The sequence below is a fragment of the Deinococcus malanensis genome (assembly GCF_014647655.1).
In the GTDB taxonomy this organism is placed as follows: Bacteria; Deinococcota; Deinococci; order Deinococcales; family Deinococcaceae; genus Deinococcus; species Deinococcus malanensis.
In genome coordinates, this window is sequence record NZ_BMPP01000001.1 from 402,782 (window position 1) to 428,434 (window position 25,653).

The window sequence follows — 25,653 nt, forward strand, 5'->3', positions numbered from 1 at the left end:
CCGCCAGGGCATACGGACGGGTAGCCTTGCAGCTATGAACGAGGGCGCCCTGCAGGATCACCTGACCCTTCCGGAGCAGTTTGACGTGGTGGTGCACCCCGTGCGCGAACTGCGCGGAGCAGTGCGGGCCCAGCCCAGCAAGAACTACACCACGCGTTACCTGCTGGCCGCAGCTCTTGCCGAAGGAGAGACCCGGGTGGTGGGGGTAGCCACCAGTGAGGACGCGCACGCCATGCTGCGCTGCCTGCGTGACTGGGGAGCTGGCATCGAGCACATTGGTGACGATGTGGTAATCCGTGGCTTCGGGGCAGCGCCCCGCGCGGGCGTGACCCTCAATCCAGGAAACGCGGGCGCTGTGGCACGCTTCCTGATGGGAGTCGCGGCCCTGACCCGTGACACCACCTTGGTGACGGATCATCCTGACTCGCTGGGACGCCGGCCTCAGGGGGATCTGCTGGAGGCCCTGGAACGCCTGGGGGCCCGGGTGGGCAGCAACGAAGGCCGCCTGCCGGTGACCATTTCCGGCCCGGTGCGCGGCGGCGTGGCCGAGGTCAGCGCCGAGCGCAGCAGCCAGTACACCAGCGCCCTGATGTTCCTGGCGCCCTTGCTGCCTGGCGGCCTGGACCTGCGCCTGACCGGACAGATCAAAAGTCATGCGCCTCTACGCCAGACGCTGGATACCCTGGCGGCCTTCGGTATACGTGCCGCCGCCACCGACGACCTGAGCCGAGTGCAGATACCTGGTGGGCAGCGCTACCGGCCGGGCCGGGTGATGGTGCCGGGCGACTACCCCGGTACGGCCGCGCTGCTGGCCGCCGCGGCACTCCTTCCTGGCGAGGTCCGGCTGTCCAACCTGCGCGAGAACGACCTGCAGGGAGAACGGGAAGCCGTGGATGTTCTGCGCGAGATGGGTGCGGACATTCACCGCGACGGCGACGCGCTGGTCGTCCGGGGAGGCCAGACCCTGCGGGCCGTGAACCGCGACGGCGACGGTTTTACCGACGCCGTCCAGGCCCTGACGGCGGCGGCAGCGCTGGCTGAAGGAACCACCACCTGGCGTAACGTGTACACCCTGCGCCTCAAGGAATGCGACCGCATTTCAGACACCCGCCGGGAGCTCGAACGCCTGGGCCTCCAGGCCTCCGAGACTGAAGACAGCCTCAGCGTGACGGGCACAAACCGGATTGCCGGCGGAGTCACGGCCGACGGGCACGGCGACCACCGCATGATCATGCTACTGACCCTGCTGGGGTTGCGTGCCGAAGCGCCTGTCCGGATTACCGGCGCGCATCACATCCGCAAGAGCTACCCGCAGTTCTTCATGCATCTTCAGGCGCTGGGCGCCGGGTTTGACTTCCTGGAGCGGGAGTCGTGAGAGGCGCGTACCGCTGGACATGTTTCCGCCCCACGATGCGCCACTGACCGCACATCATCGGCTCCTCCTGCTGATCTGCACCCTGCTGTTTCCACCGTTCCTGCTGATGCACGCTGCGCTTGCCACATGGTTTCAGGATTCATTTCCGCAGCGGGCCCGGAGTTTTGCGTGGGTGGGCCTGACCTTCTTTCAGGACTTAGCCATGGGTATCGTGCTGACTACTGGGGTGGCTTTCATTCGAAACCCCGCTTCATGGCGGTGGCCAGCAATGGCGATGTGCTGCTCAGCGGCGACGGAGCGGGCATGGTCTGAGCGTAAGGCTGGTTGACCTTCATCCAGGGGCTGGCTGGTCTGGGCCTGGCGAGGTCTCACCATGCGCCCGGGCAAGTTTTGCTCAGGCGCGGTATCCTTGAGAGCGTGTTTGTTCCTGACGTGCCGCGCCCTCACGGTCAGGTGAGGATTTGAAGCTCAGCCGGCTGCCACCGGGCTTTGCGCTGGATACTGCCGCGCAGGGCCTTGCGCTGCGCCAGGAAGCCGTGCAGCAGATCGTCCGCACCTGGATTCCAGGCGGCTGGCGGGCCGATGGCGAGGTCACCGATGGTGGCAAGACCTTTCAGGCCAGTGTGGAGCTGACCACGCCTCCCGACCCTCAGCTGCTCGGCTCCAACTGCACCTGTGGGCGCTACCGGTGTCGCCATGTGGCGGCGCTGGTCCTGTCCACCGACCCGCCGGAGGGAACGCCGCCGGCCACCCCAGCGGCCCCCCCCCGTGTGGAAGAGCCCCTGGAAGCGCGCGTCTCGCAGTGGCTCGAAAGCTTCAGTGACGGGCCGGTATCCGCGCGTGGCAGGCAGTATGAGTTGCGGTACGTCCTGCGGCTGTTGCCGGGCACCTCGGCCCAGGGTGGGGCGCCACGTGGCCGGGTGGCGATTCAGGTGCTGCGCCTTCCGCTGCGCTCGGAGGTTCCGGATGTGCGGGCGGCCGAGGTGTACGCCCTGCCACGCAGCCTGTCCACCGCGCCGGCCTTCGCGCGCCGTGACGCCGAGGTGCTGACCCTGCTGGAGATGACGACCTCGACCGTGCACGCCCCGGGGCGCTGGGAAGACGCTGTCCATGCGCTGGGTGAGCATCCCGCCACCGACCTGCTGCTCGACACCCTGCTGGAAACCGGGCGGTTGTGCTGGGAGCGAGTGGATACGCCGGTGACGCGAGGACCGGACCTGAAAGGGGTGCTGGGATGGGGCAGTGACGCTAAGGGAATGCAGTTCCCCACCCTGCTGCTGCCTGGCGCTCCAGACGCCCTGCTGCTGCCGCTGCACTCCAGGCCCTGGGCAGTGCGCCCGCAGGAACATGCGTTGTGTCGCGTGACCACCAGCGTTCCCCCGGCCAGGGTCAGCCGCTTCCTGGCCGGCCCATCACTGACCACGGCGCAGGCCACCGCCCTGGCGCACGCCATTACCGCCTCTGGGACGGCGCTGCCAGTCCCGCAGACCGTACAGGTTCAGGAAGACACGCTGCCGTACACGCCTCAATTGCATCTGTCGGGCCGGGTCATGACTGTGCATGTTCGTGACCGCTGGATGCTACGGCCGGAAACCCGGACCTTCCCGGTGGCTGAACTGCGTCACGCCTACGGAGGCCTGACCCTGCCCGATACGGATCCGGGCAGCTCCGACGGTGCCACCGAGCACATGCCGGCCCTGTACCGCGCCGGGGTGCTGACCCGGGTGCGGCGTGATCCGCGCCAGGAACGCCACGCCCTGCAGGAACTGCACCATGCCGGCTTCGACCGCATGGACCGGGTGTTCGAGGAAGACTTTGGTCTGCCTCCTGAGGCCCATGGCCTGCTCACACTGGGCGACGAGGACTCCTGGATGGCCTTTATGCGTGAAGGCCGTGACGCGCTCGAAGCTCAGGGCTTTACCCTGCACCTGCACCCCGACTTTCCGCTGAACTTTGCCGAAATCGAGGACTGGTACGGCGAGGCTGACGACAGCTTCGGCGGCTGGTTCACCCTGGACCTGGGGATCGTGGTGGACGGCGAGCGGGTCAGCCTGATTCCGGTGCTCGCCGATCTGATCGCCCGCCAGCCCGAACTGTTCACCGGCGAGGCGCTCGAAGCTCTGGACGATGATGAGACCCTGTACGCCTCGCTGGGTGACGGCCGCCGCGTGGCGCTGCCTGCCGGGCGCGTTCGTTCCATCCTGGGCGTGCTGGTCGAGCTTCACCTGCGTGACCTGCCTGACGGGCCACTGAGGCTGCCCCTGCTCGATGCCGCACGGCTCGCGCAGCTTGAGGGCGCCGTGCAGGCCCGCTGGGTAGGTGCAGAGAAGCTGCTGGAACTCGGACGCCGTCTGCGCGGCTTCCAGGGCATCCAGCCTGTGCCTGCACCCGAAGGCCTGCATGCCGAGATGCGCCCATACCAGCTGCAGGGTCTGGCTTGGCTGCAGTTCCTGCGTGAACTGGGGATGGGCGGCATTCTGGCAGACGACATGGGACTGGGCAAGACCCTCCAGACCCTGGCCCACCTGCAGCTGGAAAAGAACGCCGGGCGGGCCGACCGGCCCAGTCTGGTGATCGCGCCGACCAGTGTGATTGGCAACTGGCGCGCCGAAGCGGCCCGGTTCACGCCGGGCCTGAAGGTGCTGACCCTGCATGGCAAGGACCGCCGCGAGCACTTCGACCGCATTCCCGACGCGGACATCGTGCTGACCACCTATCCACTGCTGCCCCGCGACCTGGGTGAACTGGGCGCGCATGCCTACCATTTCGTGATTCTGGATGAGGCCCAGAACATCAAGAACGCGAAGACGGCGGCGGCCAAGGCGGCCGGAAGCCTCGATGCCCATCACCGGCTGGCCCTGACCGGCACGCCGCTGGAAAATCACCTGGGCGAGCTGTGGTCACAGTTCAACTTCCTGTCACCGGGCCTGCTGCACGACGAGCGCACCTTCCGGGATCTGTACCGCACACCGATCGAAAAACGGGGCGACCCTCACCGCCGCGCTGCCCTGGCCGCGCGTGTGCGTCCCTTTATCCTGCGGCGCGAGAAGCGTGATGTGGCACGCGAGCTGCCCCCCAAGACCGAGATCCCGGTGCGCGTCACGCTGGACGGTGACCAGCGCGACCTGTACGAAACCGTGCGCGTCACCATGGAGTCCCGTGTCCGCGAGGAACTGCGGGCGCGCGGTCTGAACCGCAGCACCATTGCCATCCTGGACGCTCTGCTCAAGCTGCGTCAGGCGGTCACGGATCCACGGCTGGTCAAGCTGGAGGCGGCCCGGAACGTGCAGGGCAACGCCAAGTTCGAGTGGCTGCAGGGCAATCTGCCGCAAATGCTCGAAGAGGGCCGCCGGGTGCTGATCTTCAGCGGCTTCGCGACACTGCTGGGGCATCTGGAGCAGTGGCTGCGCGAGGAAGGCACCCCGTACAGCATGATCACCGGCCAGACCCAGGACCGCCAGACCCAGATCGACCGTTTCCAGAACGGAGACACGCATGTCTTCCTAATCACCCTTAAGGCCGGTGGGGTGGGCCTGAACCTGACGGCAGCCGACACGGTGATTCACTACGATCCCTGGTGGAACCCGGCCGCCGAGGATCAGGCGACCGACCGCGCCTACCGCATCGGGCAGGACAAACCGGTGTTCGTGTACAAGCTGATTGCTGCCGGCAGCGTCGAGGAGCGCATCCTGGACCTGCAATCGCGCAAGGCGACTCTGGCCCGGGGCATCCTGGACGGCGGGCTCAGCGAGGCCACCCAGCTCACGACGCACGACCTCGACCGCCTGTTTGCTCCGCTTGCTGACGGGGACGACGCCCTCGAGATCGGTCCGGTGGCTTCTGAAGCGCCGGGCTCCTAGATGTCACAGTTCCGGTGCAGCTGGCCCCGGCTCTGATTTGGGAAGAGAAAAGCATCCGTTCGCTGTCCGCGCAGACTGAGAGGCCGATGGTCTCGGGTGACTGCCCCAGACCGTCCGCCGGAATCATGGTCTGGCTCGCTGAGCACAGCTGACGCACCCTCAGAGAGCTTCGTCGGGTTACGTGCAGGGCAGAGGTGCGCGGCAGTACCTAGACCAGCCTTGAGTGTTGCACCGGCCGCGCGCTATGCTCGCCGGGATGACCGTGTACGGCGCGTGGTGGTGGCCCAGCTTCGCCTGGGAGTAACGCGCTGTTTGTTGTTTGAATGCACGCGCCCAGGTGGTTTCCAGACCACCGGGCGCTTTTTCTTGTTCCAGACAGGAGCCGCATGACTCAGACCCTCAACGCCCAGATCGTCGTTCAGGAGCTTAATGCCGACCTGGACACCCCCGTGACCGCCTACCTGAAAGTCGCTCAGGGTGAAACCGTTTCCTTTTTGCTGGAAAGTGTCGAAGCTGGCGAAAAACTGGGGCGCTACTCGTTTATTGGTGTGGGCGAGCAGGGCACCTTCACCTACCGGGACAGGCAGGTGAAGAGCAGCGGAGTGTTCGGAGAGTTCAGCGGTCCGGAGGCTGATCCTCTGGCCCGGCTGTATCAGTTGACGGCCCGGTCGGTGGAGGTGCCTCAGGGACTACCAGCCTTTGTGGGTGGCGCTGTGGGCTTTGCTGCTTACGACATTATCCGCGCCTACGAGACCCTGCCCGACCAGAATCCCGACGAGCTCAATATCCCCGACGCCCTGTTTATCGCGCCGCGTGGCATGGTCATTTATGACCATCTCAAGCACCGCCTGATAGCCGTGGCAACAGCAGAAAAGCGGGCTGAGGCTGAGGCGATGCTGCGTGAACTGGTTTCCAGGCTGCGGGGCCCACTGCCTGAGGTTCCGGGCCGTGAGCCTGCCCCGGCCCCCGAGTTCACCAGCAACTTCACGCCTCAGGGCTACATGGCGGCTGTAGAGCAGGCCCTGGAATACATCCGTGCCGGGGACGTGTTTCAGGTGGTCCCCAGTCAGCGCTTCAGCGCAGACCTGACCGTGCATCCCTTTGCGCTGTACCGGGCCCTGCGGCGCGTCAATCCCAGCCCGTACCTGGGATATCTCGCGCTGGGAGACGTGACCCTGGTGGCCAGCAGCCCCGAGAGCCTGCTCCGTAGCGACGGGCATGAGGTCATCACGCGGCCCATCGCCGGGACCCGGGTGCGCGGTCAGACCCCCGAGACCGATAACGCCAACGCCGCCGAACTGCTGGCCGACGAGAAGGAGCGGGCCGAGCACCTGATGCTGGTGGACCTCGGCCGCAACGACCTGGGGAAGGTCAGTGCTTACGGCAGCGTGCGGGTGCGGGACGCTTTTACGGTCGAGCGCTACAGCCACGTCATGCACATCGTGTCGACGGTCGCTGGCCAGCTTCGAAGCGGTCAGACCCCACTCCACGCCCTAGCCAGTGTGCTGCCGATGGGAACTGTCAGTGGCGCGCCCAAGATCCGGGCCATGGAGATCATCGACGAACTCGAGCCCGTCAGACGCGGCCCCTACGGCGGTGCTTTCGGCTATATCGCCTTCGACGGCAGCCTCGACATGGCGCTGACCCTGCGCACGATGGTAATTGCCGGTGGAAGGCTTCATATTCAGGCCGGAGCCGGCGTGGTGGCCGACAGCGACCCGGCCAGTGAGGAACTCGAGACCCGGAGCAAGGCCGCCGCGCTGATGCGTGCGGTGGAACTTGCCGCTGGAGGACTGTGATGCTCATGGGTCGAGCCCGGCCGTCTGGCCTGCTGGCTATACCCACCCTGCAACTGTCGCTGCGCTCGTACTGGGACGGCCCCCGCGCCCTCCCGCACGGCGTGTATCTCATCTCCTCAAGGAGAATAAAAATGACGGTGACCGCGTGACTCCCCTGCGAATCCTCCTGATCGACAACTACGACTCGTTTACCTACAACCTCGTGCAGTATCTGGGCGAGCTTGGAGCCGAGCTGACCGTCTGGCGCAACGACGCCTTTACCCTGGACGACGTGCGGGCGCTCAGTCCCGACGGCATTGTCGTGTCTCCTGGCCCCTGCACGCCAGCCGAGGCTGGGCAGAGTGTAAACGTGATCCGTGCCTTTGGCCCCAGCGTGCCCATGCTGGGGGTCTGCCTGGGACACCAGAGCATCGGTGAGGCCTACGGCGCCCGGGTGGACCGGGCCGTACTGCCGGTCCACGGCAAGACCAGCCCGGTCAGGCACGACGGCCAGGGCCTGTTTGCGGGACTGGATCAGCAGGTGAGGGTCACCCGCTACCACTCTCTGGTGGTCCGGGACCTTCCCGACGTCCTGCAGGCCACCGCCTGGGCGACCGACCCGGACGAAGAGGTCGTGATGGCGCTGCGTCACTGCGAGTACCCGGTATACGGCCTGCAGTTCCACCCCGAGAGCATCGAGACCCAGGCCGGCATGGACATGCTGCGCAACTTCCTGACCCTGGTACGCGAACATCAATCCGTGCCCCCACCCACGGAGCAACAGGCATGATCCACGCCCGACTGATGAACGGGGAAGTGCTTTCTCAGACAGAGGCCGCTGCTTTCATGCGCGAGGTCATGGAAGGCAACATGAGCCCGGCACGGCTTGCAGCGGCTCTCTCCGCTTTGAGGGTGCGGGGCGAGACCCCTGAGGAAATCGCCGGCTTCGCGCAGGCCATGCGCGAGAGTGCCGTGCGGGTACAGGTGCACCCACGCGACGTGCTGCTTGATGTAGTGGGCACTGGGGGAGACGGCGCGCACACCTTCAACATCAGCACGACCACTGTGTTTGTGCTGGCCGGGGCAGGCGTGCCCATCGCCAAGCACGGCAACCGCGCTGCAAGCAGCCGCTCAGGCAGCGCGGATGTCCTGGAAATGCTGGGCGTGAACCTGGACGCCGCCCCGGACGTTGTGGCGGGCGCCGTGAACGAGCTGGGTATAGGCTTCATGTTTGCGCGCAACTACCATCCGGCTCTGCGGCATGCCGCGCCGGTCCGCGCCGATCTGGCGGCCCGCACGGTCTTCAACATTCTGGGGCCGCTGGCCAATCCTGCCGGAGCCACTCACCTGCTGGTCGGCGTGTACAGCCCGCACCTGACGCGGGTGCTGGCAGAGGTGCTGCGCCTGCTGGGCACAAGGGGTGCCACGGTGGTGCACGGCGATGGGCTCGATGAATTCACCGTCTGCGGTCCGAACACCGTAACGGGACTGCGGGACGGCGAACTGGTCGACCGGATCATTCATCCCGAGGAGGCCGGGCTGTCCCACCATTCCAAAGAAGCCATCGTGGGCGGTACACCGGCCGAGAACGCCGAGATCACCCGGGCACTCCTGACCGGCGGAGGCACCCCGGCACAGCGCGATATCGTGGCGCTGAATGCAGGAGCAGCGCTGCGTACGGTGGGGCGGGTGGCCAACATCCGCGAGGGTGTGGAAGTCGCCCGCGAGGTCATGAACGGCGGACAGGGCTGGGACGTGCTGCAGCGCTACGCGACCTACACCCGCCGCTGAGCAGGAGCACCCACAAGGACCAGATACCGAAGCCGCCTTCCCAGACTGGGAATGCGGCCCTCTGCTCTGCGGTTCAGCGTGGGGGCAACAGCAGCTTGCCTTCCAGTGGTGTGCTGAGCACGATGCTGGTATCGCAGGTGAAACCCATCTGAATCAGTTCGCCCAGCAGCCCCTCGAGCTCGCCGACGTCCGGTACGGCCACTTTCAGGATGCAGCTGTTGTCGCCTGTCACGCTGTGACATTCCAGCACGCTGTCGTGGCGGGTGGCCCAGCGCACCAGTGTGGGATCATTGCGTCCCGAATCCTGCACGCCGATAAACGCAGTAATGGTGCGTCCCAGCGGCTTGGTGGCCACCCGTACCCCATACCCCAGAATGACCCCGGCATCTTCCAGGCGCCGCACCCGTTCGGTCACCGCCGGAGCACTCAGGCCGACGCGGCGGCCCAGTTCGCGCATGCTCAGCCGTGAATCGCGCTGCAGCTCTTCGAGAATGCGGTGGTCCAGGGAATCCAGGTGGGTGCTGTGTTGCTTCATATGACCTCGAATGGGGGCGGCGCGGTCCAGCGTCTGGACCCCGCGAAAACGAAGAAATGGTGTGTTACAGGCGCAGACCACCCGGTGGCCTCAAGCGGCTCTGATAAACCCATCTTAACAATTGAAAGGCGGAAAGTGGCAATTGAGAACTTTCCGGGCACCCGGACCCCACCTCCTGGGAGGTGACGCACATTCCAATCGGGAAGGGTGGCGGCGGACAATAGGGGAGTCAACCACGTCCCACCGAGTCCTGATTTCTGTGCCCCTGGAGGCCCCCATGTCCGACCGTCACGCCCTGCATCCGCAGGCCACTACCCGCAGCCAGCAGATGCTGCCCCGCAACTACCGGGCCCCAAAATGGGCCGACGTGCCCGACGAACAGTGGTACGACTGGAAATGGCAGCTCAAGAACCGCATCAACTCCGTGGCTGAGCTTGAAGAAGTGATCCGGCTCACGGACAGCGAGCGTCAGGGTGCGAGTGCCGAGGGCATTTTCCGCCTGGACATCACGCCCTACTTCGCCAGCCTGATGGACCCCGAAGACCCCACGTGCCCGGTGCGCCGTCAGGTGATTCCCACCCACCACGAGCTCACGCCCTTTACCTCCATGATGGAGGACTCACTGGCCGAGGACAAACACAGTCCCGTGCCCGGTCTGGTGCACCGCTACCCCGACCGCGTGCTGATGCTGGTGACCACCCAGTGCGCGAGCTACTGCCGCTACTGCACGCGCAGCCGCATCGTGGGTGATCCCAGTGAAACGTTTAACCCTGCCGAGTACGAGGCGCAGCTCAACTACCTGCGCAACACCCCGCAGGTGCGTGACGTGCTGCTCTCCGGCGGCGATCCCCTGACGCTGGCGCCCAAGGTGCTGGGCCGCCTGCTGGCCGAGCTGCGCAAGATCGAGCACATCGAGATCGTGCGCATCGGCACACGCGTTCCGGTGTTCATGCCCATGCGCGTGACCCAGGAGCTGTGCGACGTGCTTTCGGAGAACCACCCGGTGTGGATGAACATTCACGTCAACCACCCCCGCGAGATCACTCCGGAAGTGGCTGAAGCCTGCGACCGCCTGACCCGCGCCGGCGTGCCGCTGGGCAACCAGAGCGTGCTGCTGCGCGGCATCAATGACCACCCGGTAATCATGCAGAAGCTGGTACGCGAGCTGGTAAAGATCCGCGTGCGCCCTTACTACATCTACCAGTGCGACCTCGTGCACGGTGCTGGCCACCTCCGGACAACCGTCAGCAAGGGTCTGGAAATCATGGAAAGCCTGCGCGGCCACACCAGCGGCTACAGCGTGCCCACTTACGTGGTGGACGCGCCCGGCGGCGGCGGCAAGATTCCCGTAGCACCCAATTATGTGCTTTCGCACAGCCCCGAAAAGCTCATCCTGCGCAACTTCGAAGGCTACATCGCCGCCTACTCCGAGCCCACAGACTACACCGGCCCCGACATGGCGATCCCCGAAGACTGGCAGCGCAAGGAGCCCGGCCAGAGCGGCATTTTCGGCCTGATGGAAGGTGAGCGTATCTCCATTGAACCCAAAGAGTTCAGCGAGAGCCGCAACCGCCCCGGCACGACCAAGCACCGCCTGAACAGCCGCGAGGACAAGTGGGAAGCTCACGGAATTGGCGGAGGCGAGATCAACACTGGTCCGCTGGTCCACGACACAGCTGTGACCGACACCGCGCCCGACGGCATGGTGCAGGCCCCTCAGCCCATCGAGACCGAGCCTCACCCGGTGAGCGGCGACTGATCTTCATTTCCAGAGCGCGGCAGGTCTGCGCTCTGCTTCCATGCCCCCAGTTCCTCAGGAGTCACCATGACCATTGCCACCAAACCCCGCCAGCCTGAACTCAAGACCGCCCTGCCCGGCCCCAGCACGAAGGCCATCATCGAGCGAGACGCGCAGCACCTCTCTACTTCCTACATGCGCCCCTACCCGTTTGTGCCGGACCACGGTGAGGGCGTGTGGCTGACCGATGTGGACGGCAACACCATGCTGGATTTCTTCGCTGGTATCGCGGTCAGCACCACCGGGCACGCGCATCCGCACGTCGTCAAGGGGGTGCAGGACCAGATCACCAAGTTCACGCACGTCTGTCTGACCGATTACCCCCAGGAAATCACCACCAGCCTCGCGGAGCGGCTGGTCAGGCATGTCGAGCGCCCCGGCGAGAAGTGGCGTGTGTTCTTCGGCAACTCCGGCGCAGAGGCCGTCGAGGCGGCCGTCAAGCTGGCCCGCAACCATACCGGCCGGACCCACATCATTTCCACCATGGGCAGCTTCCATGGCCGGACCTACGGCGCCATCACATTGACGGGCAGCAAGACCAAGTACAAGCGCGGCTTTGGCCCGCTGCTGCCGGCAGTCAGTCACGTGCCCTACCCCAATCCGTTCCGTCCGCCGCTGGGTTCCACGCCCGAAACCTGTGGACAGGCTGTCATCGACCACATCGAGAGCCTGTTTGTGGGCGTGATTCCAGCCGATGAGGTCGCTGCGATCATCATTGAGCCGATGCAGGGTGAGGGCGGCTACATCATTCCGCCGGCCGACTTCCTGCCCAAGCTGCGCGCCCTGTGCGACAGGCACGGCATCATGCTGATTTTCGACGAGGTGCAGGCCGGCATGGGCCGCAGCGGGAAGATGTTCTCTTTCCAGCACTTTTTCGAGCACGGCGACGTACAGCCCGACATGATCACGGTGGCCAAGGGGATCGCGTCCGGCATGCCGATCAGCGCGCTGCTGGCCAAGGAAAGCGTCATGACCTGGCCGGTGGGGTCGCACGGCAGCACCTACGGCGGAAACCCGGTGGCGGCCGCCGCCGCGCACGCCACGCTGGACCTACTCGAAGGCGTGGTGAAGCACCCTGACTGCGGGGACAACCTGATGGACAACGCTTCCCAGGTGGGCGACTACATCATGGCCGAGCTGAAAAAGATGCAGACTCAGTTTCCGTTCCTGGGCGACATTCGCGGGAAGGGCCTGTTTATCGGGCTGGAATTCGTCAAGCCTGACGGCAGCCCCGACGGCGCGCTGCGCGACCGCGCGAGCATGGCCATGTTCGAGAAGGGCCTGCTGAATCTGGACTGCGGCGAGGCGGTTATCCGGATCAGCCCCCCTCTGATCCTGACCCGTGAGGAAGCCGAGACGGGTCTGGAGATCATGCGTCAGGCACTGAGTGAACTGAAGTAACAGCTCAGCCCCGCGCTGCACGCGTGAGCGTAACGACCAGCGAGACTGATGCCCTCATGACATGAGGATGTCAGTCTCGCTAAGCTAATGTTCGCTTCACAGAATTCACCCATGTACTGGAGTTCTCATGAATAGAAATGTCCTGAAGGGCAGCTTTATGCTGCTTGGCCTCACCGCGCTGCTTTCTGCGTGCGGAACGACTGCGCCTGTCTCCACCTACACCTGTCCGGCGGATGCCACCGTGACTGCCATCGCTGCGGTTCAGGGGTCGGGGGAAGCCAGTCCGCTGGTTGGGCAGACGGTGACTGTTCGCGGCGTGGTAACCCTGGACACTCAGCCGGGCCTGAGCGGTTTCTATCTGCAGGACGTCAGGCCTGACGCTGATAACAAGACCAGTGACGCAGTGTTCGTGTTCACCGGTACTGCGTCCAAGGACGTCAAGGTTGGCGACGTGGTGCAGGTCACCGGCACCGTCAAGGAATTCAACGGCCTGACCGAGATCGACCCGGTAACGGCCGTCACCGCCTGCGGTAAGACCATGCTGCCGCTGGCCACCACCGTGACCTTCCCACTGACCTCCCCGACCGCCCTGGAAGCCGTCGAGGGCATGCTGGTGCGGGTGGCCACGCCCATGACTGTCACAGACACGTTTACCCTGGGACGCTTTGGCGAACTCGGGCTGTCCAGCGGTGGACGCCTGTTTGTCCCCACCAACGGCCAGGGCGGCAGCAGGGAGAGCAACCGGCTGCGCACGCTGCGCCTCGATGACCTGAGCAGCCGCCAGAACCCCGCCACCATCCCGTACCTCTCCGACGCCGATCCGCAGACGGCGACCCGGCGCGCGGGGGACACTGTCAGCAACCTCGAAGGTGTCATCCACTACGCCAACAGCGCCTACAAGCTGCAGCCCACCAAGACTCCCATTTTCACGCCCACCAACCCCCGCACCGCCGCGCCCAAGGAAGTGGGCGGCACCCTGAAGGTGGCGGGTGCCAACGTGCTGAACTACTTCACCACGCTGGGCAGCGCCGGCCGTGGAGCCAGCAACCCCACCGAATTTGCGCGCCAGAAGGCCAAGATCGTGGCCGAGCTCCGCGCCCTGAATGCCGACGTCATCACCCTGATGGAAGTCGAGAACAACGGAGAGACGGCGCTTGATAACCTCGTTGCGGCGCTGAATACTGCGGCTGGCAAGACCGAGTTTGCCAGCGTGAAGACCGGAAAAGTAGGTACCGACGCCATCCGCATGGCGATCATCTACCGCCCCGAGCGTGTCGAAACGGTGGGGAGTGCCCAGATCGACACCAACGCGGTGCACTCGCGTCCGCCCGTGGCTCAGACCTTCCGTGACCGCAGCGGCAAGGGCATTTTCACCGTGGTGGCCAACCACTTCAAGAGCAAGGGAAGCTGCCCCACCAGCGGCGACGTGGACAGAGGTCAGGGCTGCTGGAACCTGCAGCGCGTGGAGCAGGCCAAGGCCCTCCTGGATTTCGCTGGCCGGCTTAAGGCGATCGACCCGGATGTGCTGCTGATGGGTGACCTGAATGCCTACGGCGAAGAAGACCCGATCAAGACCATTGAAGCAGCTGGCTTCGAGAGCCTGAACAAGCGGATTCCCGCCGAAGACCGCTACAGCTACCAGTTCAATGGCGAGTTCGGATACCTCGACCATGCACTGTCCAGCTCAACGCTGAGCGCCCAGGTTACAGGCATTACCGAGTGGCACATCAACAGCGACGAGCCTGTGGTCCTGGACTACAACATCGAGTTCAAGAAACACCCCGAGTGCACCGCGACCAACTGCACCAGCCCGGATCTGTATGCTCCCACCCCCTACCGCAGCAGTGACCACGATCCGGTCCTGGTGGGCCTGAAGCTGACGGCCGACCAGTAGCCTGAACCTGAGGCGCACAGCCGGTAAAGTTGTATGTGCGGTCGACGCTGAGCCCGTGACTGGCGCGGCCGACACCGAGGTGCTGGATTTCGCAGGGTACGGCGCCAATGAGATTGAGGGCTGTGGGCATTGCCCTGGTGGCTGCGACCACTAGCGCGGCCGGGGGCCATACGTTAGGGGGCCGGCTGTATCGACATCAACCAGAATGCCGCCGAATCCACGGTAGCCACGCCGCCACCGCACAAGTCCTATCAACGTCTGCACCCCATGAGCTGCACAGATTGAGTTTTCAAAGGAGAGCCGGGCATTTGCCCGGCTCTACTTTTCTTTAGCTCCTGCTTAGCACGCGCCAGTGCGCCGCTCTAGTTCCTTCAGCACCTCGCCAGCGTGGGTGGCCGGATTGACGTCGCGCCAGTGGCACGCCAGCCGGCCCTGCGGGTCGATCAGGAACGTCTCGCGGGAAGCAATGCCCAGCAGGCCGCGCAGGCCGCCCACCACGCCATAGTCACGGGCCAGCCGTTTATTTCCATCCGGGACCAGTGGAAACGACAGGTTGCAACGGTCCCGGAAACTGGCCTGCCGGGCCTCGGTGTCCGTGCTGACGCCAATCACCGTGGCTCCAAGCTGTTCAAGCTCAGGCAGTGCAGCCTCGAAGCGCTGTGCCTCCATGCTGCAGGCAGGCGTGCTGGCCTTTGGATAGAAGTACAGCACAACCCACTGTCCTCGCAGTGCGACCAGATTGACACGGCGGCCATCGTCACTCCGGGCATCAAAGGGCGGGGCCGGGTGGCCGACCTGAAGACTCATGGCCCGCATTCTACGGGCCCGGCTAGAATGCGCCGGTGTCCACGCTTCTGGCCCCACTGCGCCCCTACGCGGGCCGGGCGGTCGTGGTTGGTGTGTCGGGCGGCGCGGATTCGGTGGCATTGCTACGGGCACTTGTGCAGGTGCGGGCCAGACCCGTGGTCGTTCACCTCGACCATGCCCTGCGCCCCGGTTCAGCTGAGGACGCTGCCTGGGTGCAGGCATTTGCCGCACAGCTGAGAGTAGGTCACATGGGCACGCGGGTGGACGTGGCCGCAGTCGCCGCGCGACGTGGATGGAATATGGAGGACGCGGCCCGCCGCATTCGCTACGAGGTGCTGGGCCGCGGTGCCCGTCAACATGGAGCAGAGGCGGTCCTGACCGCGCATACCCGCCGGGACCAGGCCGAAACGGTGCTGATGGAACTGCTGCGCGGAGAGGCAGCTCTGACCGGGATACCTTCGGTACGGGGCCGGGTCCGGCGGCCCTGGCTGGACGTTTCCCGAAGTGAGATCGAAGGCTATCTGGAGGCGCTTGGACAGGACTGGCGTGAGGACCCCACCAATGCCGACGTGACCTATACCCGGGCGTGGCTGCGTGCCGAGGTCATGCCTGTTCTTGCTGCGCGTTTTCCGGGAATCGAGGCGGCATTGGCCCGCGTGGCGAAGCTGTCTCAGCAGGACAACCAAGCCCTGAATGACTTGGCCGCAGCGCTGACCCCACACGGTCCACGCGAACAGCTTCCTCTCGCCGTGCTCCGGCGGCGTGTGGCGCAGGAGTTGAGGGCCGCCAGCCTTCCGTTCCACGCAGGGCACATTGATCAGCTGGCTCAGGCGCATCGGTCCGGCGAGACCAGACACGTCACATTGCCCGGGGGCCAGGACATCACAGTCACCGGCGGGGCGCTGCACCTTGGCGGGCATCTGTTTGCCTCGCCAGCGTTTTCATGGCCGGATGGCTGGACCCTGAGGAAGCGGCAAGCCGGTGACCGAATTCGTCTGCCGGGAGGAACCCGCAAACTCAGCGACCTCCTGACGGATCTGAAGGTGCCCCGGCAGCAGCGCGATCAGGTGCCGCTGCTGGTGTCCGGACAGGGTGTGGAGTGGATCGGGCTGGAGCCGAATATCTGGGCCGTGGGCGCACGTGAGGCGGCTGGTCAGAAGGCAGACCCGGTAGATACAGCCATGGGGGAAGCCCTGATGCTGGCCCATGAGGCGGCCCTGGCCCAGGAAGTCCCGGTGGGGGCTGTCGTTCTCGACCCTGCGGGGAGGGTCGTGGGGCGGGGATGCAATACCAGCCGTGTCGACGGAGACATGACGCGCCATGCCGAACTCGCGGCCCTGCGCGCAGCCGCTGCCGAACTGGGTACCCCGTATCTCAGTGGCTGCACGCTGGTCGTCACCCTTGAACCATGCCCGATGTGCCTGGGTGCGGCCCTCGAAGCGAGGGTAGGACGGATCGTGTACGGCGCGCGCAATCCCAGGGCAGGAGCACTGGGGGGGGTCTCGGACCTCCTGACCAGCAACTGGGGACATGTGCCAACCGTTACTGGAGGGGTGCGGGCCAAAGAGGCAGCACGGCTGCTGCGGGCCAGTTTTCAGGAACTCAGGCGACGCAAATCCGAGTCCGCAGATCTGTAGTGGTATATCGAACGCGTCCGCTTACTTTTCTGGTACAGCCGTTCAGTTGGGGCCGAACAGTTCACAGTTCAAGCTCTGTGCTCTGGCGGCTGATCTGGACACGAGATCTGATCCGCCTGAAGTCAGGCGCCATACCAGAATCGATACACGTGGCTGAGTAGTCGGGCTGCAGGAGAACCTCATTCACGTTGGCTTGCCACTGACGAGCAGGCATTCAGTCAGCGTCCTGACTACCAGACGTGTCTCTTTCCCCTCCCAACCCCCAGGGCTGACCGACCACGGCAACGATTTTGTACCTGGAATGGGTCTCACGCAACTATCTCTTTCGCTGCGGCGTATCCCTTGCATGAGGATCTTGGGCGTGGGTAACAGATGGACGTGCCATGGGGTTGATCCCAGGGCAATAAAGCCCCTGACGGTCACTCCTCAAATGCGGCATTGGAACGAGACGACGGCCGATATCCTGAGGAGTGTGAAGGAATGTGTAAGGCCCACTCGTCCTGTTGTCATTGAAAGCGCTTATCGGCCGAGTGGGGCAGCCAGCGTGCGGGACTGGCCAGCACGCCATGGTGTAGGTGGCGGTCCCCAGGTCAGGTTCATCGGTATTTGCCGCAGCGGGCCACAGTGACAGCATTTTTTCAGACGGCGCTGACGTTTCCGACGGTGGTCTGGAGTGTGCTGTTTGCCTTCTGCGTCGTGTACTGGATGCTGGCGTCGACTGGTCTTCTGGACAGTGAGAGTGTGGACGGCTGGCTCGGAATGGACTCGGATCACGCTGGGACGGCGCAGTCGGCTGGGATTCTTGGGCGCATCGGACTGAGCGGCGTGCCCGTCATGGTCATGCTGGTCCTGCTGGCCTTTATCGGCTGGCTGGTGACCTATCTGGTCCACCTGCTGGTCCTGGCCTACGTTCCGGCTCCCTTGCGACCTGTTGCTGGGCTGGTGACGCTTGTGGGCGCCGCGATCCCGGCTGTGGCATTGACCTCTGTCCTTCTGCGGCCCCTACGCCCTCTGTTTGCGCATCTGGACCCTCCTGAGGCGCGTTCCCTGATTGGCCGGGTGGGCCAGGTCACCACGCCGCAGGTCACGGCGCGCTCCGGCATGGCCGCCCTGGACGACGGCGGCGCGGGACTGCTCCTCCAGGTGAGGTCGCAGCCGCCGGACGAACCTGTCCGAGGCGACCGTGTCGTGCTGCTGGGCTACGACCCCGCCGACAACAGTTATCTGGTCATATCAGAAGACCGCTTCAACGTTTGACCCGTCCCTTCATTCCCAGAGGAGTCCTGTTATGACCATGTCGATTCTTGCCCCATTTCTGATTGGCCTCGGCGCATTTTTGATTGTCGTTCTCGGTATAATCGGCATTATCAAGGCTTTTTACCTGAAGGTCGAGCAAGGGACTGCCCTGATCGTCAACGACCTGAGTGCCAAGCCGAAAGTTCGTTTTACGGGCGCCCTGGTGATCCCGGTGCTGTACAAGGCAGAAGTCATGCACATCAGCCTGATTACCCTGCAGGTCGACAGGCGCGGTAAGGAAGGCCTGATCTGCCGGGACAATATCCGTGCGGATATCGCTGTAGCGTACTACCTGCGTGTCAACGAGACCACCGAGGACGTCCTGAAGGTGGCCAAGTCCATCGGTGCAAGCCGGGCTTCGGACCGCAAGGCAGTGGACGAACTGTTCAATGCCAAGTTCTCCGAGGCCCTGAAAACGGTCGGGAAGAAATTTGACTTTATCGAGCTCTTTGAAAAGCGCGAGGAATTCCGCGACGCGGTGATCAGTGTGATCGGCCGCGACCTGAACGGGTATGTGCTGGAGGACGTAGCCATCGATTACCTGGAGCAGACGCCCAAGGCACTGCTGGACCAGAACAACATCATGGACGCCGAGGGCATCCGCAAGATCACCGAGCTGACCGCCACGCAGAACGTGGTCACCAACGAACTGGAGCAGAACGAGCGCCTGGCTGTCACCAAGAAGAACGTGGAAACCCGCGAGTCCACGCTGGCCCTGGAGCGTCAGCAGGCGGAAGCCGAAGCCCGGCAGAGGCGCGAGATCGAGACCATTCAGGCCCGCGAGGAAGCCGAGACCGAGAAGGTCAAGGAAGAGCAGCGCCTGCTGGCCGAGCAGGCCCGCATCGACACCGATGAGAAGGTCGAGATCCGCGAGCAGGAACGCCGCCGGCAGGTGGAAATCGCGGAGCAGAACCGGCTGCGTGCAGTGGCCATCGAGGCTGAGCGTGTGGCCCGCGCCACCCGGATGGAAGCTGTGACCACCGACCGCGAAGTCAAGCTTCAGGAGGTCGAACGCGACAAGGTGGTCGAGCAGGGCGTCATGGACGTGGCCAATATCACCCGGGAACGCATTGCGATTGACAAAACCGTGGCTCAGGAAGAGGAGCGCATCAACGAGGTGCGCGTGGTGTCTGCGGCTGACCGGGCCAAGCAGGTCCGGGTGCTCAACGCCGAGGCCGAGGCGCAGGAAACCCTGGTCAAGGAGATCAAGGGCGCAGAAGCAGCCGAAGTGGCGGCGAAGCACCGTGCAGTGGAACTCACGACCATCGCTCAGGCCGAGTTCGACGCTGCCAGCCGTCAGGCAGACGCCAAGAAAATTCTGGCCGACGCCACCCGGGTGGAGAAGGCGGCACCGGGGCTGGCCGAGGCACTGGTGCAGGAAGCCAGCGCCAGCGCCATCGAGAAGATCGGTGCCGCCGAGGCCCGCGTGATCGAGGCCAAGGCTGAGGCCAGCTACAAGCAGGGCCACGCGGACGCCCGGGTGCTGGCCGAGCGTCTGGCGGCCGAAGCCGAGGGCGAGGCCCGGATGGGTCAGGCGCGCGCCAGTGTCACCGAAGCCATCGGCAGCGCCGAGGCCTCGGCTGTCGGGAAGAAGATGACGGCGGAAGCCGAAGGACTGAGCGCCAAGTTCGGAGCCATGGACCAGATGAGCCAGGAAGCGCGCAACCACGAGGAATTCCGCATGGCGCTGGAAACCAGCCTGGAGCAGTCACTGGCGACCATCGAGGCCGAGAAGATGGTCTCGAAGGAAAATGCGGAAGTCATTTCCAGCGCGCTGCGCAATGCCCGGATCGATCTGGTCGGGGGCGAGGGCGGCATGTTTGAGGCGCTGAGCCGCGCGGTCTCTCTAGGCAAGTCTGTCGAAGGCTTTACGGCCAAGAGCCCGCTGGTACAGAACCTGATGCAGCGCTTCCTTGGCGTCAACGCTACGCCCCCCTCAGCCCAGCATTCCGCTGCAAGACACGCCGCGCACGAACCCAAGGTGGACGCTGATCCGGCCTGGCATGGCGGATGAGTGTAACGCTGCTCCGTGAGTCAGGTGACTTCTTGACTGGCGGTTCAGGGTCTTTGGCAGGGCGCTGGTCGTTCTGCGACTGCAGCCCCACCATGTCCGCCGATATGCCGCTCAGCTCGCGCAACCTGGCCAGAGTGGTACTGCCTGCTGGTCCTGCGCATCAGGGAACACACGATGACTGACCCCACCTCCACGCCCGAAGCTGCCGAATCCCACATCGACCAGGCCGTCGCCCAGGGCAGTGCCTACGAGGTCCTGCGCAAGCGCCTCACCGCACTGGGTGGCCGGGTGCAAGCGGTGGCCGACGACCTCAATACCCGCCGCCTTACGGAGTTCGGCGACAGCAGGATGGCACTGGCCGGGCGTTTCCGGATCCGCACCGAGAACAACTGCGTGGGCCGCGACATCGTGCAGGTGGGGAGTGACCTGCTGCTGTTCGGGTTCAACGTCTTCCTGGGGCTCAAGACCCAGACCCGCGTGGAGGATGTGTTCGGGCTGTACCGGCTGGTAGAGGTGCAAGGCAGCTATGACGTAGAGCCGGTGGCCTTGCCGGACAGTTTCCTCGGTGAGCCGGCGTTCGTGCGCGACTTTGAGGAACTGTACGCGTACTACAAACACGCCCGCCTGCTTCAGCTCGTGGTGCGCGACGACAGGCTGCTGGCGGCCTTCCAGATCGGTGAGCGCAGCAGCGACATGCGGGTGTTCCGCTGGGCCGTCGCCAGCACCGGAGAGCTGTCCTATATCGACGCCAGGGGAGAGCGTGACATCGCCCTTCCCGCACCGTTCGATTTCGAGTGGACCCGCGCCGGGCGCGAACTGGAGGTCAGTGGCCGCCATCCTCACCTGAATATCCTGGACACCCTGTTCGTGGAGACCAGTGGGGGCGACCTGACCATCAAGGTGGAGAACAATACCGAGACGGGTCAGGGTATCTACAGCGAACCTGTAGAGGACAGCACCCAGTCCATCGACGACGCCAGCTTCGAGTTTGCTCGGGTTGGCGCGCTGATTCTGTTGAGGGTGCTGCCCTACCGCGAGCGTCAGGCGCGGGGGCTGGTCTACAACACCATCACCCGCAAGGTGGTTCGCAACGACGCCATCCTGCAGGCCTGTGTGCAGCTGCCGGAAGACCACGGAATCATCTTTCCAGGTGGATATTACCTGCAAAACGGAGACCACAAGGCCTTTGACGCCGCCATGCAGGGCATGCAGTTCAAGCGCGCGCTCCGGTCTCCCAACGGAGAGGACGTGCTGTATGTCTTCTACGAGCGCGAGCATGGTCTGGCCGCCCTGTTCGTATACAACATGATTCAGCGCCAGCTCCAGACGCCGGTGTTTGCTCACGGCTACGCGCGCCTGCCCGACGGCCGGATGGTGCTGTTTCACTCCGAAACGCACGACCCGACCCGCGTTCATCAGATGCAGGTGTGGCACACGCCGTTTACCAGCGACGAATATGCGGCCACCCGGCCACCGGGCAACACCTTTCTGGGGCGCCTGGGCAACGCGGAGCTCGTGCGGGGCATCTCGGATCTGTACGACTTGGCGCGTGAAATCGGTACCCCTGACGTCTCGGCGCAGCGGTACGAACTGCTGACCCACCACACCCGGCGCCTCTTCGATAGCTACCACTGGTTCGATGACGCCAACTGCGGCGGCCTGAACTCCCTGCTACACGAGGTTGCTGCCACCGGCGAATCGGTGCTGGACGAATTTGAGAAGGTCCAGAGCATTCGCGCGCAGTCCGATCTGGCCATGCAGGAAGCCAGTGCCCGGCACCGCAGGCTGATGGGGAGCCTGCAACTGGAGACCTGGAGCCGCATTCAGGAGTTCGTGGACGCTTTGGGGGCCATTGCAGCCCTGCGCGGTCACCTGTTGACCATCCGTGACTACCGGTACATCGACACGGCTGCTGTCGACACGATGACCGCCAGCCTGGAGGAAGCGCACGGCCGGATCGGCGCGGCCACCGGGGCATTTCTGGCCGGTGATCAGGCCCTGGCGCCCTTTGCTGAGCAGTTGCACACCCTGGAAACACACACCGGTCAGGCTGGGACAGCCCGCGCGCTGGCTGAACAGTTGCAGGCCATGCAGAAGGTGGCTGGAGAGCTGGACATGCTCTCTGAACTGATGGCCAGCCTGAAGGTGGACGACGCCCCGCAGCGTACCCGGGTGGTCGGGGCGATTTCGGGCATCTACGCCCGGCTCAACCAGATCCGCGCCCGTGCCGAGCAGCGCCGCAAGACCCTGGGCTCCAGCGAGGTGGTCGCGCAGTTCGCCGCGCAGTTCAGTCTGTATGGGCAGTCGATCACCGGTGCGCTGGGTCTGTCGACTACGCCGGAACGCGCTGACGAGCAGCTGGCACGTCTGATGGTGGGCCTGGAGGAACTTGAAGGGCAGTTTGGGGAGCACGAACAGTTCCTGAACGACATCCTGGCCAAGCGCGAAGAGATGCTGGAGGTATTTGAGGCCCACAAGCAGGCGCTGCTCGACGAGCGCCAGCGCAAGGCCCAGGCTGTACAGGACGCGGCCACCCGCATTCTGGCTGGGCTGCCCCGGCGCACCGAGCGCCTGAAGTCGCCGGATGAGCTCAACGCCTTCTTTGCGGGCGACCCGTTGATCCTGAAGCTGCGGGAGCTTGCCGCGCGCCTGCGCGAACTCAAGGACGCCGTCAAGGCCGACGACGTGGAAGCGCGGCTCAAGGCTGTCCGGGATCAGGCCGTGCGCGCCCTGCGGGACCGACACGAACTGTTCGAGGACGGTGGGTCTGTGATTCGCCTGGGGCCGCGCCACCGCTTCAGTGTCAATACCCAGCCGCTGGACCTGACCCTGCTTCCACGTGGGGACGAGCTGGCCGTGCACCTGACCGGCACGGATTACATGCAGCCGCTGACCGATCCTGCCCTGAATGAATTGCGCGACTTCTGGCAGGTCACGCTGGACTCCGAGTCGCCCCTGGTCTACCGCAGTGAATATCTGGCCGGGCAGATCCTTCAGGCGGCCGAGGAGGGGCGTGACGGCCTGGACCTGCCGACGCTCAGAGGGCTTGTGGCGCAACCAGAGGAACTGGCCCGCCGGGTCCGCGAGTTCGCGGCGCCGCGCTACCGCGAGGGCTACGAAAAAGGCATTCATGACCACGACACCGCCCTGATCCTGCAAAAGCTGTTGCCCCTGGCTCAGTCGGCGGGGCCTCTGGCGTTTCCGCCGCTGGCCCGCGCACTGGCCGTCATGGCCTGGGCCAGCCAGCCTGAGCGGCAGGCGGACTGGACCAGCCGCTTTGGCAGTGCCCACGCCATGCGGCAGCTGTTCGGCACCACGGGCGCTCTGCAGGACGCGGTACAGTCCCTGGCGGCCGATATTGGCGGCTCCCTGCAGGGCATTTCCGTTGAGATTACGCCCGAGCAGTGCGAACAGGCCGCTGCCTATCTGGCCGAGGAACTTCGGTCCGGTGAGGTCACACTGGGCTTTACGCGCTACGCCGCCGAACTGCTCGCCGGGCTGGAAGCGCGGCTGGCGGCGGCCTCCATGACAGATGGGTTCCGACAGGCGCTGCAACGACTGGAAGGGCAGCCTGCCGGGCGCTGGGAGCTGACCTTGCACTGGCTGAATGCTCTAACCGGCGTGCCTGAATTCGCGGACCGCGCCCGCTATGTGCCGGAGGCCGCAGCGCTCAGCCTGTTCGGGAGCATGGTGCGCCACGAGGTCCGCGACGTCACGCTGATGGTCCGGGTCGATGGTCTGCTCGGTGAGCATCCACGGGTTCAGGGGGGCAGTCTGACCCTGGCCATTGACGATACGCTGGCCCGCCTGCGTGCGCACCGTGATCACTTCGTCCCCGCGTTTCACCGCTATCAGGCCGCGCGTCAGGAGGTCATCACCGCCGAGCGACAGGTGCTGCGACTGTCCGAATATCAGGCCAGTCCGCTGACCTCGTTTGTGCGCAACCAGCTGATCAACGACATCTACCTGCCGGTCATCGGGGACAACTTCGCCAAGCAGATGGGCACCGTGGGAGAGCACAAGCGCAGTGACCTGATGGGCCTGCTGATGCTGATTTCTCCGCCGGGCTACGGCAAGACCACCCTGATGGAATACGTCGCCAGCCGGCTCGGACTGGTGTTCATGAAAATCAACGGCCCCTCGCTGGGCCATGAGGTCCGGTCACTGGACCCCGCGCAGACCCCCGACGCCAACTCGCGCCAGGAGCTGGAAAAGCTGAACCTGGCGCTGGAAATGGGCAACAACGTGATGCTGTACGTGGATGATATCCAGCACACGCACCCGGAGTTTCTGCAGAAGTTCATCTCGCTGACCGACGGCACCCGCCGCATTGAAGGGGTGTGGAAGGGGCGCACCAGAACCTACGATCTGCGTGGTCGCAAGTTTGCTGTGATCATGGCCGGCAACCCGTACACCGAGTCAGGCGAGGTGTTCAAGATTCCTGACATGCTGGCCAACCGGGCCGACATTTATAACCTCGGTGACGTGCTGGGCGGCATGAAAGAGGCTTTTCTGCTGAGTTATATCGAGAACAGCCTCACGGCCAATCCAGTGCTGGCCCCGCTGGCCACCCGTGATCTGGCCGACCTATACCTGCTGGTGGACAGGGCCCAGGGCAAGGAGGTGTCCACCAACGCGCTGAAGCACGCCTACAGCGTGGCCGAGGTCGGCGAGATCGTGGCCACGCTGAAGAGGCTCATTCAGGTGCGGGATGTGCTGTACCGGGTCAACGGGCAATACATCGCCAGCGCCGCTCAGGCCAACGAGTACCGTACCGAGCCCCCCTTCAAGCTGCAGGGCAGCTACCGCAACATGAACAAGCTGGCCGAAAAGGTCTCCCCCGTGATGAACGACGCCGAGCTTCAGCAGGTGATCTCCGATCACTATCTGGGAGAGGCGCAGCTGCTGACCAGCGGAGCAGAGGAAAACCTGCTGAAGCTCGCGGAACTGCGGGGCAATCTTACGCCCGAGCAGGCCGCGCGGTGGCAGCAGATCAAAACAGATTTCCGCCGTAACAAGGCGATGGGCGCAGGTGATGCGGATGTGGGCGGCCGGGTGGTGGCCCAGCTGGCCGATATCGCCAGCGGCCTGCAATCACTGGGGGCCGTGCGCGAGACGCCCGTTCCTGGGGGTAGCTCCGAGCAGTTCTCCGAAGCCCTCAAGGCTGGTCTGGGTCCGATGCTGGCGGACATTGCCTCCAGCCTGGAGGCTCTGGGCACCGCGCAGCCGAAGCCGGATGCACAATTTCAGAACGTTCTTCCGGAAGCGCTCAGGGCAACCATTGCGCCTCTTCTGGTCAGTATCGCGGCGTCTGGTCAACGCCAGGAACAGCTCAATCAGGCGCTGCTGGCACTGGCTGAGGCTCTGCACAAAAGCCGGGCGGATGACAGAGGAACCAAATTCCCTCCGGGACGGCACGCCAAGCCGCAGGACGTGACTCTGTAAACTGCCTCAGCCACCGCGCTTC

Annotated in this window: 15 protein-coding genes; 13 read left to right on the forward strand and 2 right to left on the reverse strand. The window is 64.7% G+C overall.

What is annotated here, in order from left to right; genetic code table 11:
- Nucleotides 1–34 precede the first annotated feature (34 nt).
- The 6 genes from aroA to trpD all read left to right on the forward strand — a co-directional run bounded on the left by aroA (nt 35) and on the right by trpD (nt 8,804).
- On the forward strand, nt 35–1,375 hold the full coding sequence (aroA, locus tag IEY49_RS02075; protein WP_189004045.1) for a 3-phosphoshikimate 1-carboxyvinyltransferase: 1,341 nt from the start codon (nt 35–37) through the stop codon (nt 1,373–1,375).
- Nucleotides 1,376–1,836: 461 nt separating this feature from the next.
- Nucleotides 1,837–5,235: a DEAD/DEAH box helicase gene (locus tag IEY49_RS02080; protein WP_189004047.1), complete on the forward strand. Its 3,399-nt coding sequence runs from the start codon at nt 1,837–1,839 to the stop codon at nt 5,233–5,235.
- Between the two features lie 386 nt (nt 5,236–5,621).
- Entirely contained in the window at nt 5,622–7,034 is a 1,413-nt protein-coding gene (gene trpE / locus IEY49_RS02085) for an anthranilate synthase component I (protein ID WP_189004049.1), read from the forward strand.
- Nucleotides 7,034–7,183: a hypothetical protein gene (locus tag IEY49_RS02090; RefSeq protein WP_189004057.1), complete on the forward strand. Its 150-nt coding sequence runs from the start codon at nt 7,034–7,036 to the stop codon at nt 7,181–7,183. Before trpE ends, IEY49_RS02090 begins: the two co-directional genes overlap by 1 nt.
- The gene (locus IEY49_RS02095) at nt 7,180–7,803 is read left to right on the forward strand and encodes an anthranilate synthase component II (protein WP_189004059.1); all 624 of its coding nucleotides are present in this window, start codon (nt 7,180–7,182) and stop codon (nt 7,801–7,803) included. Before IEY49_RS02090 ends, IEY49_RS02095 begins: the two co-directional genes overlap by 4 nt.
- Nucleotides 7,800–8,804 carry an anthranilate phosphoribosyltransferase gene (gene trpD / locus IEY49_RS02100; RefSeq protein ID WP_189004061.1) on the forward strand — a complete coding sequence of 335 codons (1,005 nt, stop codon included), beginning with the start codon at nt 7,800–7,802 and terminating at the stop codon, nt 8,802–8,804. The genes IEY49_RS02095 and trpD overlap by 4 nt, the downstream gene beginning before the upstream one ends.
- Before the next feature lie 73 nt (nt 8,805–8,877).
- On the opposite strand, the gene IEY49_RS02105 is transcribed toward trpD, so the two are convergent.
- Complete coding sequence (locus tag IEY49_RS02105) at nt 8,878–9,339, reverse strand: Lrp/AsnC family transcriptional regulator (RefSeq protein ID WP_012692901.1); 462 nt, start codon at nt 9,337–9,339, stop codon at nt 8,878–8,880.
- Between the two features lie 277 nt (nt 9,340–9,616).
- On the opposite strand from IEY49_RS02105, the gene kamA reads away from it, so the two are divergent.
- From kamA to IEY49_RS02120, 3 genes are all read left to right on the forward strand, one after another.
- A complete protein-coding gene (gene kamA / locus IEY49_RS02110) occupies nt 9,617–11,098 on the forward strand; it encodes a lysine 2,3-aminomutase (protein WP_189004063.1) in 1,482 nt (493 codons plus the stop codon).
- Between the two features lie 66 nt (nt 11,099–11,164).
- Nucleotides 11,165–12,538 (forward strand): acetyl ornithine aminotransferase family protein, encoded by a 1,374-nt coding sequence (locus IEY49_RS02115; RefSeq protein WP_189004065.1) that lies wholly within the window; start codon nt 11,165–11,167, stop codon nt 12,536–12,538.
- 127 nt (nt 12,539–12,665) lie between these two features.
- The gene (locus IEY49_RS02120) at nt 12,666–14,432 is read left to right on the forward strand and encodes an ExeM/NucH family extracellular endonuclease (protein WP_189004067.1); all 1,767 of its coding nucleotides are present in this window, start codon (nt 12,666–12,668) and stop codon (nt 14,430–14,432) included.
- Between the two features lie 339 nt (nt 14,433–14,771).
- On the opposite strand, the gene IEY49_RS02125 is transcribed toward IEY49_RS02120, so the two are convergent.
- Nucleotides 14,772–15,239: a peroxiredoxin gene (locus IEY49_RS02125; protein WP_189004068.1), complete on the reverse strand. Its 468-nt coding sequence runs from the start codon at nt 15,237–15,239 to the stop codon at nt 14,772–14,774.
- A gap of 35 nt (nt 15,240–15,274) precedes the next feature.
- On the opposite strand from IEY49_RS02125, the gene tilS reads away from it, so the two are divergent.
- The 4 genes from tilS to IEY49_RS02145 all read left to right on the forward strand — a co-directional run bounded on the left by tilS (nt 15,275) and on the right by IEY49_RS02145 (nt 25,631).
- Nucleotides 15,275–16,876 (forward strand): tRNA lysidine(34) synthetase TilS, encoded by a 1,602-nt coding sequence (tilS, locus tag IEY49_RS02130; RefSeq protein WP_189004070.1) that lies wholly within the window; start codon nt 15,275–15,277, stop codon nt 16,874–16,876.
- Between the two features lie 624 nt (nt 16,877–17,500).
- The gene (locus tag IEY49_RS02135) at nt 17,501–18,133 is read left to right on the forward strand and encodes an OB-fold-containig protein (protein WP_189004072.1); all 633 of its coding nucleotides are present in this window, start codon (nt 17,501–17,503) and stop codon (nt 18,131–18,133) included.
- A gap of 31 nt (nt 18,134–18,164) precedes the next feature.
- Nucleotides 18,165–20,186, forward strand: a complete 2,022-nt coding sequence (locus IEY49_RS02140) for a flotillin family protein (protein ID WP_189004074.1) — start codon at nt 18,165–18,167, stop codon at nt 20,184–20,186.
- Between the two features lie 174 nt (nt 20,187–20,360).
- Entirely contained in the window at nt 20,361–25,631 is a 5,271-nt protein-coding gene (locus IEY49_RS02145; protein ID WP_189004076.1) for a DNA repair ATPase, read from the forward strand.
- Nucleotides 25,632–25,653: the final 22 nt, after the last annotated feature.